We start from the raw sequence: 17699 nt of genomic DNA on the forward strand, positions 1-17699 counted from the left end.
TCAAATTGCTCTCGGTCTAACCAAGCATACCCCGATTTCAGTAAATACCCTCGGCATAATAGTTGATATAATTAGTCGGTTATTTTATATAGCACCTGTTGAAGTTTAACAATGATAAGGAGTTAGTTATGGGACAATATAAAAAACTCTGGTACACCCTGGTTGCCGTGTTGATCGGCGCGTTCTCAATCCTCGGTTACTATGGTTTTGAAATTTATCGCGAGGCACCGCCGATTCCGGAAAAATATATCACGGAAAACGGCGAAACCGTCTTTACTAAAGCGGATATTCTGCACGGTCAAACCGCCTGGCAAACCACCGGCGGCATGCAGCTCGGTTCCGTATGGGGCCACGGCGCTTATCAGGCGCCGGACTGGACGGCGGACTGGCTGCACCGCGAACTGGTCAACTGGCTGGATATTACGGCCAATCAGGAATTCGGCAAACCCTTTGCGGATTTAAGCGAAGATCAGCAAACGCTGCTGAAAGCGCATTTGATGAAAGAATACCGTAAGAGCAAAGTGGATGAAAACGGCAACGTCGTACTTTCCGCCAACCGTCTGCAAGCCATCAACCGAACCGCACAATACTACATTGATTTATACGGTAACGAGCCAAGCCTGCACGGCACGCGCGAACACTTCGCCATGAAAGAAAACACCTTGCCGAATTTGCAGGATCGGCAGGATTTGACGCGTTTTTTCTTTTGGACCGCCTGGACGGCGTCCGCCGAACGTCCGAATACGGATGCCACCTACACCAATAACTGGCCGCACGAACCGTTGATTAACAACGTACCGACCGCGGAAAATATCATCTGGTCGATTGCCAGCATCGTTTTTCTGATTGCCGGTATCGGGGCGATGGTGTGGATTTGGTCGTTTAAAAAACGGGAAGATGAAAAAGATCCGATGCCGCCGAGCGTTGATCCGCTCAGTAAAATTTCGCTCACTCCGTCTCAAAAAGCGTTGGCTAAATATTTATTTACCGTACTGGCGCTGTTTATCGCCCAAATCACGTTCGGTGCGATTCTGGCGCACTACACGGTAGAAGGTCAGGAATTCTACGGCATTAATATTTCCGAATGGTTCCCTTACTCGTTAATCAGAACCTGGCATATTCAGGCCGCACTTTTCTGGATCGCCATGGCGTTTCTGGCGGGCGGTCTGTTTCTGGCGCCGATTATCAACGGCGGCAAAGATCCGAAATATCAGAAACTGGGCGTCGATGTGCTGTTCTGGGCGCTGGTGGTGCTGGTCGTCGGTTCCTTTACCGGCAGCTTCCTCGCCATTTCTCACCTGATGCCGCAAAAACTCAGCTTCTTGTTCGGTCATCAGGGTTATGAATACATTGACTTAGGCCGTTTCTGGCAAGCGGTCAAATTCGCTGGCATCCTGTTCTGGCTGGTGTTGATGTTACGCGGTGCAATCAACGCCTTTAAGCAGCCGGGCGATAAAAACCTGTTGGCATTATTCTTCGCCTCGGTGATCGCTATCGGTTTGTTTTACGGCCCGGCCTTGTTTTACGGCGAACACACCCATTTATCGGTGATGGAATATTGGCGCTGGTGGGTGGTGCATCTGTGGGTGGAAGGCTTCTTTGAAGTATTCTCCGTAGCGGCACTGGCCTTTATTTTCGTTAATCTCGGTCTGGTTTCACGACGTACCGCAACCGTTTCCACCATCGCTTCTGCCTCGATTTTCTTAATCGGTGGTATTCCGGGCACGTTCCACCATATCTATTTTTCCGGGGCGACCACGCCGATTATTGCGGTGGGCGCGTCGTTTTCCGCGTTGGAAGTGGTGCCGCTGGTTCTGCTCGGTTACGAAGCCTGGGAACACTGGTCGCTGCAAAATAAAGCGCCGTGGATGCAACGTCTGCAATGGCCGATATATTGTTTCGTGGCGGTGGCGTTCTGGAATATGTTAGGCGCCGGGGTGTTCGGTTTTCTTATCAACCCGCCGATTTCGCTCTACTACATTCAGGGCCTCAATACCACGCCGGTACACGCGCACGCCGCCTTATTCGGGGTGTACGGCTTCCTCGCGCTCGGTTTTTCATTTTTGATCGCACGCTATCTGCGTCCGCATGTTGAGTTTAACGATCGCTTAATGAAATTCGGCTTCTGGGGATTAAATCTGGGTTTGGTGCTGATGATCTTTACCAGCCTGCTGCCAATCGGTTTAGTGCAGGCATTCGCCAGCATGAAAGAAGGATTATGGTATGCCCGCAGCGAAGCCTTTATGCAGCAGCCGCTGTTTACAACTCTGCGCTGGGTGCGTATGATCGGCGATATGATATTCATCTGCGGCGGATTAGCCTTCTTCTGGCAAATGATGCAGCTGGTATTTAACAAAACATCACAACGCTGATTTATCCACTGCCCCGTCATCGGGGCAGTTTACGTTTAAAGTGCGGTCGGATTTTGAACGGTTTTTTAACGCCGTTCTCAACCGGCTAACCACCCACCGCCATGCCGGATGTCATGTGCAACGCATAAAACAGGCTGCGGCCGATTCCCTCAGCAAATAATGTCAGCAATACGGCGGTGCTTAGCCGGACTGCTTGCGGACGTTGGAACAGCAACCAGGCGGCAACCGCTAAACACAGCAAGCGCAGTGCGGTTAAATAGGCGAAATCCGGCACTAAATCCAGCGCCTGCTGAATACTGCTTTGGGTATGAGCAAGCTGGAAAACCTGATAAACCGTTACCACCGCAATCAAACCGAGCGCAACCAAATGCAGCCACGGCAGCCCCTTCAGTACAGGATCGGGCTGCGGATTTAACGCCAGCAACCCATAAGCCAGCGCCGCACCGCCCACCGCCGCCGTGAGATAAAACTGCCAGCTTGTCAGCGCCGTATACCAAGTGGGCACGGTAGGAATCTGGTATAAATTCGCCATCATATACATAAACACCACGCCCAAAAGTGCGGTCAGAATTTGCCACGTTTTCGCCACCAGCGGCGACAATTTATCGAATATCGCCAATAGCCAAAACAAGCCCGCCGTCGCAAAAAATGCCGCACCGCCGGCGATTTCATTACTGAGCATCGATTCGCCCACGCGGTTAAACGCGTTAAATGCGCGCAACGGCGAGCCTAAATGCAACATCGAGGCGATAAAGCCCACACCCAGCAGCGCCAATAACACAAACTGACGACGGTAAATTCGGCGGCTGTCGGCATATTGGCTGCGCCACAGCACAACGCAAAAAATCAGCCACGCGCCCACCGCACTTTGCGCCAGTACGGTGAACACAATCAGCGGTAATTCCACTAATCCATTCATATTACACCTCTCTCGGATTGGCTAAAAAGCCGCTGTTATCCCCGCTGGAACGGGCATGTTTATTTGCTTTAACCACCAAATTGGGGCGGGTCAGTTCCGCCGGCGGCAACGGGGCGATAGACGCCTGCGTGCCGTATTTTTCACGCAATTGCGCAATCGGCGCAAAATCCAGCGCGCGTAACGGACAGGCATCCACGCAAATCGGTTTTTCACCCGCTTTCACGCGCGAATAACAGCCGTCGCACTTCGTCATATGTCCTTTTTGCGCGTCATATTGCGGCGCATCATAAGGACAGGCCATATGACAGTATCGGCAACCGATACAAATAGTCTCGTCGACAAGCACAAAACCGTCCGCATTTTTGTGCATTGCGCCCGTCGGGCAGACTTCGGTGCAAACCGGAGCCGCACAGTGATTACAGGAAACGGACAGATAATAAGCAAACACATTATGCCGATAACAACCGTTGTCGTCCTGCGACCAGTTGCCGCCGGCATATTCGTAAATCCGGCGAAAATTCACCGCCGCGCCTAAATCTTTATAATCCTTACAGGCCAACTCGCAGGTCTTGCACCCGGTGCAACGTTCGGAGTCAAAATAAAATCCATATTGTTCACCCATTTTTCACTCCTTACAGTTTTTCCACTTGAACAAGATTAGAATGCTGCGGATTGCCTTTTGCCAGCGGCGACGGACGTTGCGTGGTGAGAACATTGACGCAGCCCGCATGATCCACCCGCTTGTCATCCGGTTCATACCACGCCCCTTCGCTGAGCGCCACCACGCCCGGTATGATGCGCGGTGTGACCTTGGCATGAATGCGTACCTCGCCGCGATCATTGTAAATACGAATCCTATCGCCGTTTTTAATGCCGCGCGGTTCGGCATCGGCCGGATTCATCCACATTTCCTGCGGATTTGCCGCTTTTAATACCTCCACGTTGCCATAGGTGGAATGGGTACGCGCTTTATAGTGGAAACCGGTCATTTGCAGCGGATATTTCTGCATTAACGGATCGCCGAAATGCTCGAAACTGTCCGCATGCACCGGCAGCGGATGAATCACTTCATCATCTTTCAACTGCCAGCTGCGGGCAATTTCCGCCAAACGGGAGGAATAAATCTCGATTTTGCCGGACGGCGTTTGCAACGGATTATTGAGCGGATCATCACGGAACGCTTGGTAAGCGATATAAAAACCGTTCGGATCAACTTTTTTGAAAATACCCTGCTGTCTGAATTGGTCGAAATCCGGCAATTCCGGCAACTGCGCGCGGGATTGCGCATACAGATGACGCAGCCATTGTTCCTGCGTGCGCCCTTCGGTAAACTGCTGTTTCACGCCCAGTTTTTCCGCCAGATCGGTTAACATATGGTAAATACTGCGGCATTCAAAAGACGGCGTAACCGCTTGATCGGCAAAAATCACATAATTCATATTCGCTACAAATGCGTCCAGACAGAAATCCATTTGTTCGGCGGTCATACAATCCGGCAACAGAATATCGCTGTATTTCGCCGTCGACGTCATGTGATTATCAATCGTCACGATCATCTCGCATTGGCTTTCATCCTGCAGAATATCATGGGTGCGGTTGATCTCGGCGTGTTGATTAATCAGGCAGTTACTGGCGTAATTCCAGATGAATTTAATCGGCGCGGAGAGTTTTTCCACCCCGCGAATCCCGTCGCTCAAGGCGGTCATTTCCGTGCCGCGCACAATGGCGTCCGTCCACAAAAACATCGGAATGCTGGCCCGTACCGGATTTTCCAGCGTCGGCATCCGCACAAAAGGCACGGCATAAGCGCTTTCCCGTGCGCCGGTATTTCCGCCGCTGATCCCCACATTGCCGGTTAAAATCGGCAACATCGCAATCGCGCGGGAAATCAGCTCGCCGTTACTGCGCCGCTGTGGCCCCCAGCCCTGAGCAATATAAGCCGGCTTAGTGCTGCCGATTTCGCGCGCCAGCTTAATAATGCGCTCTGCCGGAATACCGGTAATTTTCGCCGCCCATGCCGGCGTTTTAGCGATACCGTCATCCCCTTGGCCTAAAATATAGGCTTTATAATGCCCGTTTTTCGGCGCCGTCGGCGGCAGCGTTTTTTCGTCATAACCGATGCAGTAGTTATCCAAAAACGCCTGATCCACCAAATTTTCGCGAATCATCACATAGGCCAGCGCCGACACCAGCGCCGCATCCGTTCCCGGGCGAATCGGAATCCACTCGTCTTCTTTGCCCACGCCGGTATCCGTATAACGCGGGTCAATCAGAATCATGCGGGCGTTGGATTTCGCTTTGGCCTGTTCAATACAATAGGTCAGCCCGCCGCCGCTCATACGCGTTTCGGCCGGATTATTACCGAATAACACAATCAGTTTGGTATTTTCAATATCCGCCATGCCGTTGCCGCGCGCCCAACCGCCGCCGTAGGTGTAATCCAGCCCCACCGCAATTTGCGCCGTGCTGTAATCGCCGTAATGATTAAGATAACCGCCAATACAGTTCATTAACCGTGCCACCAGCGTCGAACCCGGCGGCCAGGATTTCGTCACCGTGCCGCCCAATGTGCCGGTGCCGTAATTTAAATAAATACTTTCGTTGCCGTATTTGGCGATATTTTGCCGTAACGATTGCGCGATTTCCGTCAGCGCCTCATCCCAGCTGATGCGTTTAAATTTTCCCTCTCCCCGCTTGCCGACACGTTTCATCGGGTATTTCAGACGATCCGGATTATACACCCGGCGGCGCATGGAGCGCCCGCGCAGACAGGCGCGCACCTGATGATCCACATTATAGGTTTCGCTGCCCGTATTATCGGTTTCCACATATAAAATCCGGTTGTCTTTCACATGCATGCGCAGCGGACAACGGCTGCCGCAGTTTACCGTACAGGCCGACCACACCACTTTTTCCGCGCCGTTTTGCAGCGCACTTTTTGCCGTATTGCGTCCCGCCGTCGGTTCGGCCGCCAGCACATTAAACGGCAACGCAATCTCCGCTGCGATCACCGCCGCCCCGAAAGAAGAGCCTTTTTTCAAAAATGTTCTTCGGCTGATCCGCGGATTTAACTCCGATTTATCCATTCACTTTCCCCCGTTTTAATATTGCTTAGTCGCAAAAAATCAGACCCGGATTTAACCATAATTCGGTAAATGAATGATGTGATCCTGATCATAAAAAATCCGACGCGCCTGATTAACCGCAAGAAATTTGATAACAATCAAACAGTTAAATAAGAATTATTCTTGATAATAAAACGATGGAAAAATAAACCGCACTTTTCCATAAGCCCAAAAGTGCGGTCTGAAATCCGACGGTTTTCGACGGCTAAAGTGCGGTGAAAAATCGCGGCGTTTTGTGAAACCCAATAAAATGCCTGACGGCTTTCGTCCGTTCGTTTTTGTGATCTTTTCCACACTCTGCCAAAAATTTCCCGATTTCTTCGATTAACCGTTTGCAAAGGGAAACCATTTACATTATTGTTACATTCCTATTATAACTGTGTAATATTAATAACAACAAAAGAGGTAACTCCCATGATTATTTCATCAGCCAACGACTATCGTGAAGCCGCGCGCCGTCGCGTGCCGCCTTTTATGTTTCACTATGCTGATGGCGGTTCCTATGCGGAACAAACCTTAAAACGCAATGTGACCGATCTGGAAAATATTGCGCTCAGACAGCGCGTACTGAAGGATATGTCTCATCTGGACACCGAAATCGACCTGTTCGGCGAGAAATTGTCTATGCCGGCCATTCTTGCCCCGGTAGGCGCACTCGGTATGTATGCGCGCCGCGGCGAAGTGCAGGCGGCTAAAGGCGCCGCCAACAGGAATATTCCGTTTACCCTCTCCACAGTTTCCATCTGCCCGATTGAAGAAGTGGCACCGGCTATTAACCGTCCGATGTGGTTCCAGCTGTATGTATTAAAAGATCGCGGCTTTATGCGCAACGCCCTTGAGCGCGCCAAAGCCGCCGGCTGCTCCACGCTGGTATTTACCGTCGATATGCCGACTCCCGGCGCCCGCTATCGTGATATGCACTCCGGCATGAGCGGCCCGTATAAAGAAATCCGCCGCGTCATTCAGGGCGCAACCCATCCGTTCTGGGCCTGGGATGTGGGCATTAAAGGCAAACCGCACACCTTAGGCAACGTGTCGCATTATATGGGGAAACAAATCGGTCTGGATGATTATATCGGCTGGCTGACGGAAAACTTCGACCCGTCTATTTCGTGGAAAGATTTGGAATGGATCCGCGAATTCTGGGACGGCCCGATGGTTATCAAAGGCATTTTAGACCCGAAAGACGCCAAAGACGCGGTACTTTTCGGTGCGGACGGTATTGTGGTGTCAAATCACGGCGGACGTCAGCTTGACGGCGTATTATCCAGCGCCCGCGCGTTGCCGCCGATCGCCGATGCGGTGAAAGGACAAATCAAAATCCTAGCCGATTCCGGTATCCGCAACGGTCTGGACATCGTCAGAATGATCGCACTCGGCGCCGATGCCTGCATGCTCGGACGTTCTTATGTCTATGCTCTTGGCGCCGCCGGTCAGGCCGGTGTGGAAAATATGCTGGATATTTTCCAGAAAGAAATGCGCGTCGCCATGACGCTGACCAGCAATCAGAAAATCAGCGATATTACCCCGGAAGCGCTGGTCGATTTAAGCAAGCTGTAATCCTGAGAGCTTAACCTGCAACGGCGTATGAAAAAACATACGCCGTTTTTTTGCGTAAAAAACAGCTTTAATTTTGCCCGCACTTTCCTTCCCGCAGATATTGTTGTATTAATTTTAAACAAATTAATAGTTTTTTACTTTAATGTTAAAGAAATAGTGTGATTGTTGTCATATTTTTTAACAAAGATTCTACATAAAATGCAAAAACTCAATAGAATGATACTCCGTTTTATATGATTACATTCATTGATACCGTATGGAGTAGCTTTATGGCGCTTTTTTTAAGTCTCTTTCCGATTATTCTGTTGATTTATTTAATGGTAAAACGCAATGCGTTGCCTTCTTATGTGGCGCTGCCTTGGATCGCCGCCGTGGTGTTTCTCATTCAGCTGATATTCTTCGGCACCGATATTACCATCGTGAGTGCAAATATCGCCTCGGCGCTTATTGCGGTGCAAACACCGATCACCGTGATTTTCGGCGCGATTTTGTTTAACCGTTTTTCGGAAATTTCCGGCGCGACGGATATTTTACGCAAATGGCTGGGCAATATTAACCCGAACCCCGTCGCTCAGATTATGATCATCGGCTGGGCGTTCGCCTTTATGATTGAAGGCGCCAGCGGTTTCGGTACGCCTGCCGCGATTGCCGCGCCGATTCTGGTCGGTTTGGGCTTTCCCGCGTTAAAAGTGGCGATGCTGGCCTTGGTGATGAATTCGGTGCCGGTTTCCTTCGGCGCGGTGGGTACACCGACCTGGTTCGGTTTCGGCCCGTTAAACCTGAGCGAAGCGCAGATTCTTGAAATCGGCTCCATGTCGGCTTTAATCCACAGTATCGCCGCACTGGTTATTCCGCTGATGGCGCTGCGTTTTATCGTCAGCGGTAAAGCAATCCGGCAAAACATTCTGTTCATTTATCTGTCGGTATTTTCCTGCGTGATCCCTTATTTCCTGCTGGCGCAGGTCAATTATGAATTTCCGGCGCTGGTGGGCGGGGCAATCGGCTTACTGATTTCGATTTTTCTGGCCAATCGCGGTGTCGGTCTGGCGAAAAGCGAAAATAATCTGGATAACAACGCGGTCAGTGCTAGGCAAGTGGCCAAAGCGCTGTTCCCGACCGGGTTATTAATCGCTATCCTTATCGTAACCCGTTTACAGCAGCTGCCGTTTAAAGCAATGATGAACGACGCAACCTCTTGGTTCAGCGTGCAGTTGGGATCGCTGGGTACCTTCGACATCAGCCGCGGCCTGATTTTCAGTCTGAAAGATATTTTCGCCACCTCAATCAACGCCAGTTATAAACTGCTGTATGTGCCGGCGCTGATTCCGTTTGTGATCACCGTATTGATCGCCATTCCGGTCTTCGCCGTAAGCGGAGCCAAAAGCAAAGATATTTTTGTCGGCAGTTTCAAACAAACCCGCAATCCGTTCTTTGCGCTGGTCGGCGCCTTAATCATGGTGAATCTGATGCTGGTCGGCGGTGATAATTCCATGGTGAAAATCATCGGTAAAAGTTTTGCCGAAGCAACCGGCGAACATTGGACGGTATTCGCCTCTTATTTAGGCGCGGTAGGGGCGTTTTTCTCCGGCTCGAACACGGTGTCCAACCTGACTTTCGGCAGCGTACAGCTCTCCACCGCCGAACTCACCGGCTTATCCGCCACGCTGGTACTGGCGCTGCAATCCGTCGGCGGTGCGATGGGGAATATGGTGTGTATTAATAATATCGTGGCGGTCAGTTCCGTGCTGAATATGAACAATACGGAAGGGGCAATCATCAAACGCACCGTCGTGCCGATGGTGGTATACGGCATTATTGCGGCGATCAGCGCAATCATGATTATTCCGCTTTTCTATTCGTTATAAATTCAATGACGGGCGGATACTCTCCGCCCTGTCATCCTCACGCCCGTGCGGCAGTATCAGCTAACCGATTTACCTAAAAACAGTTGATTATTACACCGCACTTTTACCCCTTTTTACCTTAGCGTTAACGCCTCCTCTGTGCCGCATCGTCCGATTGCCGGCGGCTTTGATGTGATAGTTAAAACAAAAAACGCCCCCATTACGATTATCCCCGATAAAATCGTCGTTCGCGCAAGCTATTCTGTACATATTTCAACCTTAATGTGACTTTTATCACAGAATAAAAGCATTACTCACATTTCAGTACTTGAATTTTTTTATTTCTTTGACTATGCTTTTGATCTTTTTTGAGAATAGATCTCATTTTCATTATCACAAAGGGAAATAACATGACTTACACCAATCACCGCAGACTGATACTGGGAACGCTGCTGCTTGCCGTCAATACGGGGGGGGCACAACAACCGGACAATCAGCTGGACGTTATCGAAGTAAAAGGCCAAAGCGAACAGCAGGATGAACAGCGCAAAGACGAGGTTTATTTACGCAATATCACCAATATGTACGCAGATAAAGAAACCGTCGAACGCTATAAAGGCGCGGCGCCGGCGGATCTGTTTCAGGGCTTTAACGGGGTTTACAGCGGCGATGCGCGCAACAGCGGCGCGGTGGATCCGAACATACGCGGCATTCAGGGCGAAGGGCGGATCCCGGTCACCATTGACGGCACGGAACAGGCGCTGACCACTTGGCGCGGCTATAACGGCGCCAATAACCGCAACTATCTCGATCCGAATTTAATTGCCGGCATTACGGTGGAAAAAGGGCCGGATATCGCTTCCGGCAACGCCTCCGGCATCGGCGGTGCGGTAAAAATGCGCACCATTGATGTGAACGATATTCTCAAACCGGGACAACGGGTCGGTGCGGAATTAAAACTGGAAGCCGGTAATAATTCGGTGAAAGAACGGGTACCCGATTTTGATAACGGCAGAGATTGCCGTGAAACCGGACAATGTATTCTGGGATTTTTCTCGCCCCATGCGCTGATCAAACCAAAAACCAAAGGCACATGGGGCCATGATAATGCCATGCGTCTGGCGGTGGGCGTCAGAGAGGATAAATTCGATTTACTGGCGGCTTATAGTTACCGCAGCAAAGGCAATTATCTGGCGGGAAAAGGCGGTGCGCATAACTATGAAGGCGATATCGACATCAAAGGTTCGGACATTTCCATTAAACAGATGGAGCCGAATCTGCCCTTCGCCGCCAGCATCTACCGCCCGCATACGGAAGTGCCGAACACTTCCAGTCTGATGGAATCTTATTTATTAAAAACCACCCTGCGCCCGACCAGCGCCCAACAGATTAAGCTGGGTTATCGCCACACCAAAACCACCTACGGCGAAATTATGCCGTCCCGTCTGGATTTTCACAGTTTTCACGGTTTTGTGCCGCAATGGCCGCTTTCCACCGTGAAGCAAGCGGCTTTTAATGCCGATTACGCCTATAATCCGGAAAACAACGACTGGATCGATTTAAAACTCGGCTTATGGTACACCCGCACCGACAGCCTGACCAATACCTCCGGCGGGAACCCGCGCGAAATTAATGATCCGAAAGCGATATTAAAAGATCCGGCTTTTTATCAGTGGTTTGCAATGACCAGCCCTTGTGTCAGCGAACGGCAGGACTGGACAAGCGCGAGTTCCGGTCGGGATGCGCTGATTGTCGATTATGACTGTCTGCACCGCAACGGTGATCCGATTGTACGGCAGAACCCGAACACCGGTAAATATACGCTGGTCAACAGTGCCCAAATGCAGGCGCACAATACCCGCCGCGGTGTCAATTTAAGCAATGTGATGAAATTGCACGATAAACTGGATCTCACCATTTCCGCAGCGTTGCAACGCGAGCATTTAACCAGCTTTAATCCGGGCAAATCAAACCGTAATGACGGATTTACCACCTACGAAGCCCCGCCGCGTCTCGGCCGGCGGCAGGAATGGGACATTGCGCTGAATTTCCATTATCGGCCGACCGACTGGCTGGCATTCACTGCCGGCGGACGTTACAACGAATACTGGTCTTATGATGATTATCTGGAGGAACTCCTGAATTCCGGTGCGCTCTATGCGCCGTACTATAGCGAAGGAACGGAATATCCCGATAGAGTTAATGTCGGGCGCTATGTTGACTATCAAGAAGTGATGACGCAACAGGATTGGGACAAACACCAGCAACTGTGGGACGAATTACACAGAATTAATGAACTGCATTCCGCAGGAAAACTCTCGCTGCGTGAACTGAATGCAAAACAAAATGAAATCTATAAACAAATCGACAATATAAAAGGCGATGCAAAAAAAATTGAGGACGGCTATCGTTACTATAGCTCCGTTCAGTATTATCATTCCGACGGTCGTTTACACAAAGAGGACAATCCGTTCTATAACGGTACATTAAAAAATAAACTGGTTAAAAATCCGGTAACCGGTAAAACGGAATACAAATATCAGGGGCAATACCTTTCTTCGGAATATTCCGAAGAACTAAAGCAAGAAGACAAACTAAAATCGGTAGAAAAAAGACGGGGCCACGCCTTTTCCCCGGCATTTTCCGCCACCGCGTTTTTAACCGACCATTCCCGCGTTTATTTCCGTTATGTGCAATATGCACGCATGCCGAGTATTTTTGAAACCACTATCGGCTTCTCCGCCAGTTCGGATACCGTCGCACGCTTCAAAGACGCCAAACTGAAACCGGAAAAAGCCCGCAATATCGAACTGGGCTACGCATACGATTTCGGCCATTGGTTCGCCACGCCCACCAAAGCGGATATTAAACTCAGCTACTACCATAATGTCACTAAAGATGTGATTGATCGCGATACCGCATTCCGTTTCATACAGCTGGATAAACGCAAGCTGGAAGGTATTGAATTGCAGGCCCGTTATGACAACGGCGACTACTTTGCCGATCTGGGGTTTGAATACCATTTAAAAAATAAAGTCTGTGATGCCGATACCGCGGTAGAACTCGACGGAATATATCTGCGCGTACCGGAATGTATGACCGGCGGTTTTCCGATGGGCTATCTGCGTACTCAGTTGCAACCGAAATATTCGATCAGCGCCAATATCGGCGGCCGTTTCTTTGAACGCAAACTGGAAATCGGCAGCCGCTGGCTGTACCACAGCAAGGCGGTAAATAAAGATGAACAGCGGATCTATGAACAGGGCATTGACAAAAACAATGCGTTCTGGAACTGGAACCGCCCAATGTCATGGCAGCCGGTGCTGGTGGTGGACGCCTATATCCGCTATGCCTTTTCGCCGGATTTAAGTATTGAACTGACCGGTACCAATTTAACCGATCGCTATTATCTGGATCCGATGACCCGTTCTATGATCCCGGCACCGGGCAGAACCTTTAAATTAGGTCTGACGGCAAAATTTTAAGCTATGGAACGGGTATCGTTCCGTTGCTTAAAAAAGACGGCAAAACACATGGTTGGACGCCCGTTTTGCCGTTTTGGAACGCATACTTCAGGTATGCCTTATTACAATGAGGAAAGTCCTCACAAAAATCAGGAGATTTTATATGAAAAAATCCAGTTTAGCCACCGCACTTTGCCTGTCCTGCACCGTCGCGCTCAGCGCCAACGCCGCAATTACCTCAGGCACATCCAACAACAAAGCGGCGCTCAGCGTAAAAAATGCCTCAGCTAAACACAACGGTTGGTTCCATTCCGATCCCGGCGGATTACCGGGTATCGAAGTACAAGGCGTCACCTCTAAAGTCACCAGCTTTAAATCGCTGACCGGTGTCGCCAACAATGCTATGGTGCCGAAATCCTTGGGCGGTCAGGATAAAAACGGTGTTGTGGTGTTAAACATGAACAACATGCCAAGCTGGGTGCCGGGCTTTCATGGCAAGTTAGGCAACTTTGCGTTTAAAAAAGTCGGCACGCAGGAATTGTACTACGGCGAATGGCTGGGCAACGGCGCCAATGCCAAGCAGGATCGGGTTGTGTATTATGCCGGCAATAATAAAACCGACAACATGCCGACCGGCGGAAAAGCCGTATATAGCGTACAGGGCATTAATAATCACGGCAAACTGGATGCGGAAATGCTGAAAGGCGAGCTGACCGCCGACTTCGGCAAAAAACAAGTTAACGGTTCAATGAGCAAAACCGGCTTAACGGTGAATATCAATAACGCCCAAATTAATCCGGCTGATGCAAGTTTCTCCGGTGATAAAGCCGCCACTGCAAATGGTGTGGTCGGTAGTGTCAAGGGTAATTTCTTCGGCAATAATGCCGCGGCGTTAGCCGGTTATGCGAAATTCGCAGGCCATAACCAATATGACACCGCATTCGGCGGAAGTAAAAAATAATCATCGCATGGGGGAATCATTCCCCCTTTTTTCCTTTAAGTTACCGATAAAAGCAGGGTTATGTATCGCTTAACATTCAATCACCTCAAAACATGCAACGCCGCATTCCGTTTGTTGCTGCTCTTGCTCCCGGCTTATACGGCGCAGTATGCCGCCGCGCAAGTGCAAAACAACCACGACGCCCTTCAGCTCTGGCAGCAGCATAAGCAAGCCAGCCGGCAGCAGCAACGGGAAAGCCAGGTTGATCAGCCGATCGCCGAAGCCGCACACGAAATGATCTTTGACGGTCAATCGATCACGATTGACAATACCGCCGAGGCGGTCGGACAGGCGCTGTTTATCGCCCTCAACCAGCAATTATGGGATTATGCGCAAACATTTCTGCGCCATTATAAAACCTTTGACGACCATAATCCCGAACTGGTGTTATTTGCCGAGGCGGCGCTGGCACGTCAGCACGGCGATCTGAATCGCGCCGAACAGCGCTATCGCGAGCTGCTGCGGGCGGATCCGACCTTTATCCGCGCTCAGCTCGATCTTGCGCGCGTGCTGTTCGAGAATAAAAAAACGCGGGAATCCACCGCACTTTTTGAGAATCTGGCAAGGCTGGATCTGCCGGCTGAAGTCCGTGACAGCATCGACGGCTATCGTCAGGCATTAAGCCAGCGGGAAAAATGGCAGCTGTCTTTCACTCTGGGCTATCAGTATGCCACCAATATCAACCAGTCTTCCCGACGCAGCCTGTGCGCGCTGTATCTGGGCGAGGTCTGTTCCGCCCGATTCACTTCGCCCGACGCCATAAACGCGCAGGGCTGGCGCTATGATCTCAGTGTACGGAAGCAAACCGCTTTATCCGGTCATCACGGGATAATATTTTATCTCAACAGCTACGGTTATTTTTATCCCCATGCCAAGGATTACGCCGAAGACAACAGCAAAGTTTATGTCGGTTATCAGTATCAAAATCAGCACACCGAACTGACCCTTGCGCCGTTGTTCGAATATAACCAGCTGGGCAACCGCACTTATTCGCGGGCATGGGGCGTACAGCTTGCCTTAAGCCGGCAAATGGCCGCCCGCCATTGGCTGAATTTGCAGTTCGAACAGAAAAAACTGCGCTATTCCCCGCACTATAATGCGCTGCGTCATGCGGATCAGAGCGCGCTGTATGCCACTTGGTATTATGCCGCCGGCGCACAAACCACTTTATTCGGCGGGCTGGACTGGCAATACCGGCACACCCGATATCACGACGACAACTTTCATATGTACGGCATTCGTTTAGGCCTTAACCGGCAATTTGATTTCGGGCTGGACGCCACCCTGCTGGCGTTATTGCGCCGTTATGATTATCAAGGCTTCAACGCGGCACTCAACCGAACCCGACACGATAAACAGCAGGTTTATCTGGCGATCCTTAAAATGCCGTCGTGGCAGTTTTACGGCGCAACGCCGAGTTTGTTGCTGAAACGCACCGACAACCGCAGTAACGTGGATTGGCTGTATGCTTATAAACAGAATGAAATTCAACTGAATATCGAATGGCAATTTTAACCGCACTTGATACAGCACAGAAGCGAAGTATCAAGCGCGGCGGGCATTATCGATAATAAAACGGGAATTGAAACTAACTTTTCAGCGCCTCGGCAATTTTTTCCGCCAACGCCGGTGAAATACCCGGCACCGAGGCGATTTCATCCGCCGTCGCGTTTTTCACCCCCTGCATGCCGCCCAGATATTTAAGCAGCGCCTGACGGCGTTTCGCGCCGACGCCGGCGATATCTTCCAGATTGCTGTGAGTAAAGGCTTTCTGCCGTTTTTTGCGGTGGCCGCCGATCGCATGATGATGGCTCTCATCGCGGATATGCTGAATCAGATGCAATGCCAGGCTGTCCGGCGGTAAATGCAGTTCCCTGCCCTGTCGGCTGATAATCAGGGTTTCCAGACCCGCTTTGCGATCAACCCCTTTAGCCACCCCGATTAACAGCGGCCGGGTTTTATCCCATTCCACATTCAGCCCGGCAAACACCTGTAGCGCGCGGTTAAGTTGCCCTTTACCGCCGTCGATAAAAATCACATCCGGAATTTTCTCCGCCTCCAGCGGTCGGTCATAGCGTTTTAATAACGCCTGTTCCATCGCCGCATAATCATCACCGCCGGTAATGCCGCTGATATTAAAACGGCGGTAATCTGATTTCAGCGGGCCATCCTGATTAAACACCACACAGGAGGCAATCGTCTGCGCGCCCATAGTATGACTAATATCAAAACATTCCATCCGCTGAATCAGCGCGATGCCCAACACCGCCTGCAACGCCGCATAACGTTCCGCAATCAGCGAAGATTGTTTCAGCCGGGTCGCCAGCGCCGCTTTGGCGTTCATCTGCGCCAGATGCAGATATTTACTCTTATCGCCTTTGGCACTGTCCTGAATCGCAACCTTGCGTCCCGCCAGATCGCTTAACAGGGTTTCCAGTTCCGTTTTGTGCGCCAGTTTATGATCGACGATAATACTGTTCGGAATGCTGCGCCCCTGATGTCCCTGCAAATAAAACTGCCCGACAAAGGTTTCGGTTAACTCGGACAAATCCGTATTCGCCGGCACTTTCGGGAAATAACTGCGGTTGCCCAGCACTTTTCCCTGCCGGATAAACATCACCTGCACGCAGGCAATACCCAGCCGATAGGCGATAGAAACGATATCGATATCATCCAGCCGTTCGTTGGAAACGAATTGTTTTTCCATTACCGCCCGCACCGCCTGAATCTGATCGCGAAAACGCGCCGCCTGTTCAAAATTAAGCTGCGCGCTCGCCTGTTCCATTTTAGCAATCAAATGATCCAGCACCTGCTGATCCTTGCCCTGTAAAAACAAGCGGGCAAAATTCACCTGCTGGGCATAGTCTTCATCGCTGACATAACCGGCAACGCAGGGTGCGCTGCAACGGCCGATCTGATATTGCAGACAAGGACGCGAACGGTTGCGGTAAACGGCATTTTCACATTGCCGCACCGGAAACAGTTTTTGCAGCAGCGATAAGGTCTCACGCACCGCGCCCGCATCGGGATAGGGGCCGAAATATTCGCCCTGAATTTTTTTTGCCCCGCGGTAAGCGGTAATTCTCGGGTGGCGTTCTTTAGTCAGTAAAATATAAGGGTAAGATTTATCATCCCGCAGCAGCACATTGTAGCGCGGCTGAAACTGTTTGATGTAATTATGCTCAAGCAGCAGCGCCTCGGTTTCCGAAGAGGTAATGGTGGTGTCAATACGGCGAATCGCCGCCACCAGCGCTTCCGTTTTACGGCTGGCTAAATGGCGACGAAAATAGCTGGCAAGGCGCTTTTTCAGATCCTTGGCTTTCCCCACATAAATCACCTGATCGTTGCCGTCATACATCCGGTAAACGCCGGGATCATGAGTCACATTGGCAAGAAAGGTTTTGGCATCAAACAT

Annotated in this window: 10 protein-coding genes; 6 read left to right on the forward strand and 4 right to left on the reverse strand. The window is 50.7% G+C overall.

Features of this window, described 5'->3' with window-relative positions; all coding sequences use genetic code 11:
• Positions 1–128 precede the first annotated feature (128 nt).
• On the forward strand, positions 129–2372 hold the full coding sequence (locus ACESOH_RS06005; RefSeq protein ID WP_373100339.1) for a nitric-oxide reductase large subunit: 2244 nt from the start codon (positions 129–131) through the stop codon (positions 2370–2372).
• 85 nt (positions 2373–2457) lie between these two features.
• Here ACESOH_RS06005 and ACESOH_RS06010 read toward each other — a convergent pair whose 3' ends face one another.
• The 3 genes from ACESOH_RS06010 to ACESOH_RS06020 are packed head-to-tail and all read right to left on the reverse strand — an operon-like array spanning position 2458 to position 6377.
• Positions 2458–3291, reverse strand: coding sequence for a DmsC/YnfH family molybdoenzyme membrane anchor subunit (locus ACESOH_RS06010; protein ID WP_373100340.1), 834 nt, complete (start codon positions 3289–3291; stop codon positions 2458–2460).
• 1 nt (position 3292) lies between these two features.
• Positions 3293–3913: a DMSO/selenate family reductase complex B subunit gene (locus tag ACESOH_RS06015; protein WP_032092935.1), complete on the reverse strand. Its 621-nt coding sequence runs from the start codon at positions 3911–3913 to the stop codon at positions 3293–3295.
• 10 nt (positions 3914–3923) lie between these two features.
• Entirely contained in the window at positions 3924–6377 is a 2454-nt protein-coding gene (locus ACESOH_RS06020; protein ID WP_373100342.1) for a DMSO/selenate family reductase complex A subunit, read from the reverse strand.
• Between the two features lie 453 nt (positions 6378–6830).
• On the opposite strand from ACESOH_RS06020, the gene lldD reads away from it, so the two are divergent.
• From lldD to ACESOH_RS06045, 5 genes are all read left to right on the forward strand, one after another.
• Positions 6831–7976 (forward strand): FMN-dependent L-lactate dehydrogenase LldD, encoded by a 1146-nt coding sequence (gene lldD / locus ACESOH_RS06025; protein ID WP_373100344.1) that lies wholly within the window; start codon positions 6831–6833, stop codon positions 7974–7976.
• 269 nt (positions 7977–8245) lie between these two features.
• The gene (locus ACESOH_RS06030; protein ID WP_373100346.1) at positions 8246–9841 is read left to right on the forward strand and encodes an L-lactate permease; all 1596 of its coding nucleotides are present in this window, start codon (positions 8246–8248) and stop codon (positions 9839–9841) included.
• Between the two features lie 389 nt (positions 9842–10230).
• Positions 10231–13305, forward strand: coding sequence for a TonB-dependent receptor domain-containing protein (locus tag ACESOH_RS06035; protein ID WP_373100348.1), 3075 nt, complete (start codon positions 10231–10233; stop codon positions 13303–13305).
• 142 nt (positions 13306–13447) lie between these two features.
• Positions 13448–14245 carry a Slam-dependent surface lipoprotein gene (locus ACESOH_RS06040; protein ID WP_373100349.1) on the forward strand — a complete coding sequence of 266 codons (798 nt, stop codon included), beginning with the start codon at positions 13448–13450 and terminating at the stop codon, positions 14243–14245.
• Between the two features lie 60 nt (positions 14246–14305).
• Positions 14306–15799 (forward strand): surface lipoprotein assembly modifier, encoded by a 1494-nt coding sequence (locus ACESOH_RS06045; protein ID WP_373100350.1) that lies wholly within the window; start codon positions 14306–14308, stop codon positions 15797–15799.
• A gap of 73 nt (positions 15800–15872) precedes the next feature.
• On the opposite strand, the gene uvrC is transcribed toward ACESOH_RS06045, so the two are convergent.
• Positions 15873–17699 carry an excinuclease ABC subunit UvrC gene (gene uvrC / locus ACESOH_RS06050; RefSeq protein ID WP_373100351.1) on the reverse strand — a complete coding sequence of 609 codons (1827 nt, stop codon included), beginning with the start codon at positions 17697–17699 and terminating at the stop codon, positions 15873–15875.

Origin of the sequence: Necropsobacter rosorum (assembly GCF_964241405.1) — a bacterium.
In the GTDB taxonomy this organism is placed as follows: Bacteria; Pseudomonadota; Gammaproteobacteria; order Enterobacterales; family Pasteurellaceae; genus Necropsobacter; species Necropsobacter rosorum.

Excerpts from the sequence above, each read along its gene's own strand:
- ACESOH_RS06035 (WP_373100348.1), top strand. The coding sequence starts at position 10,231 with ATGACTTACACCAATCACCGCAGACTGATACTGGGAACGCTGCTGCTT.
- ACESOH_RS06045 (WP_373100350.1), top strand. The coding sequence starts at position 14,306 with ATGTATCGCTTAACATTCAATCACCTCAAAACATGCAACGCCGCATTC.
- lldD (WP_373100344.1), top strand. The coding sequence starts at position 6,831 with ATGATTATTTCATCAGCCAACGACTATCGTGAAGCCGCGCGCCGTCGC.
- ACESOH_RS06020 (WP_373100342.1), bottom strand. The coding sequence starts at position 6,377 with ATGGATAAATCGGAGTTAAATCCGCGGATCAGCCGAAGAACATTTTTG.
- ACESOH_RS06030 (WP_373100346.1), top strand. The coding sequence starts at position 8,246 with ATGGCGCTTTTTTTAAGTCTCTTTCCGATTATTCTGTTGATTTATTTA.
- ACESOH_RS06015 (WP_032092935.1), bottom strand. The coding sequence starts at position 3,913 with ATGGGTGAACAATATGGATTTTATTTTGACTCCGAACGTTGCACCGGG.
- ACESOH_RS06010 (WP_373100340.1), bottom strand. The coding sequence starts at position 3,291 with ATGAATGGATTAGTGGAATTACCGCTGATTGTGTTCACCGTACTGGCG.
- ACESOH_RS06005 (WP_373100339.1), top strand. The coding sequence starts at position 129 with ATGGGACAATATAAAAAACTCTGGTACACCCTGGTTGCCGTGTTGATC.
- uvrC (WP_373100351.1), bottom strand. The coding sequence starts at position 17,699 with ATGTTTGATGCCAAAACCTTTCTTGCCAATGTGACTCATGATCCCGGC.
- ACESOH_RS06040 (WP_373100349.1), top strand. The coding sequence starts at position 13,448 with ATGAAAAAATCCAGTTTAGCCACCGCACTTTGCCTGTCCTGCACCGTC.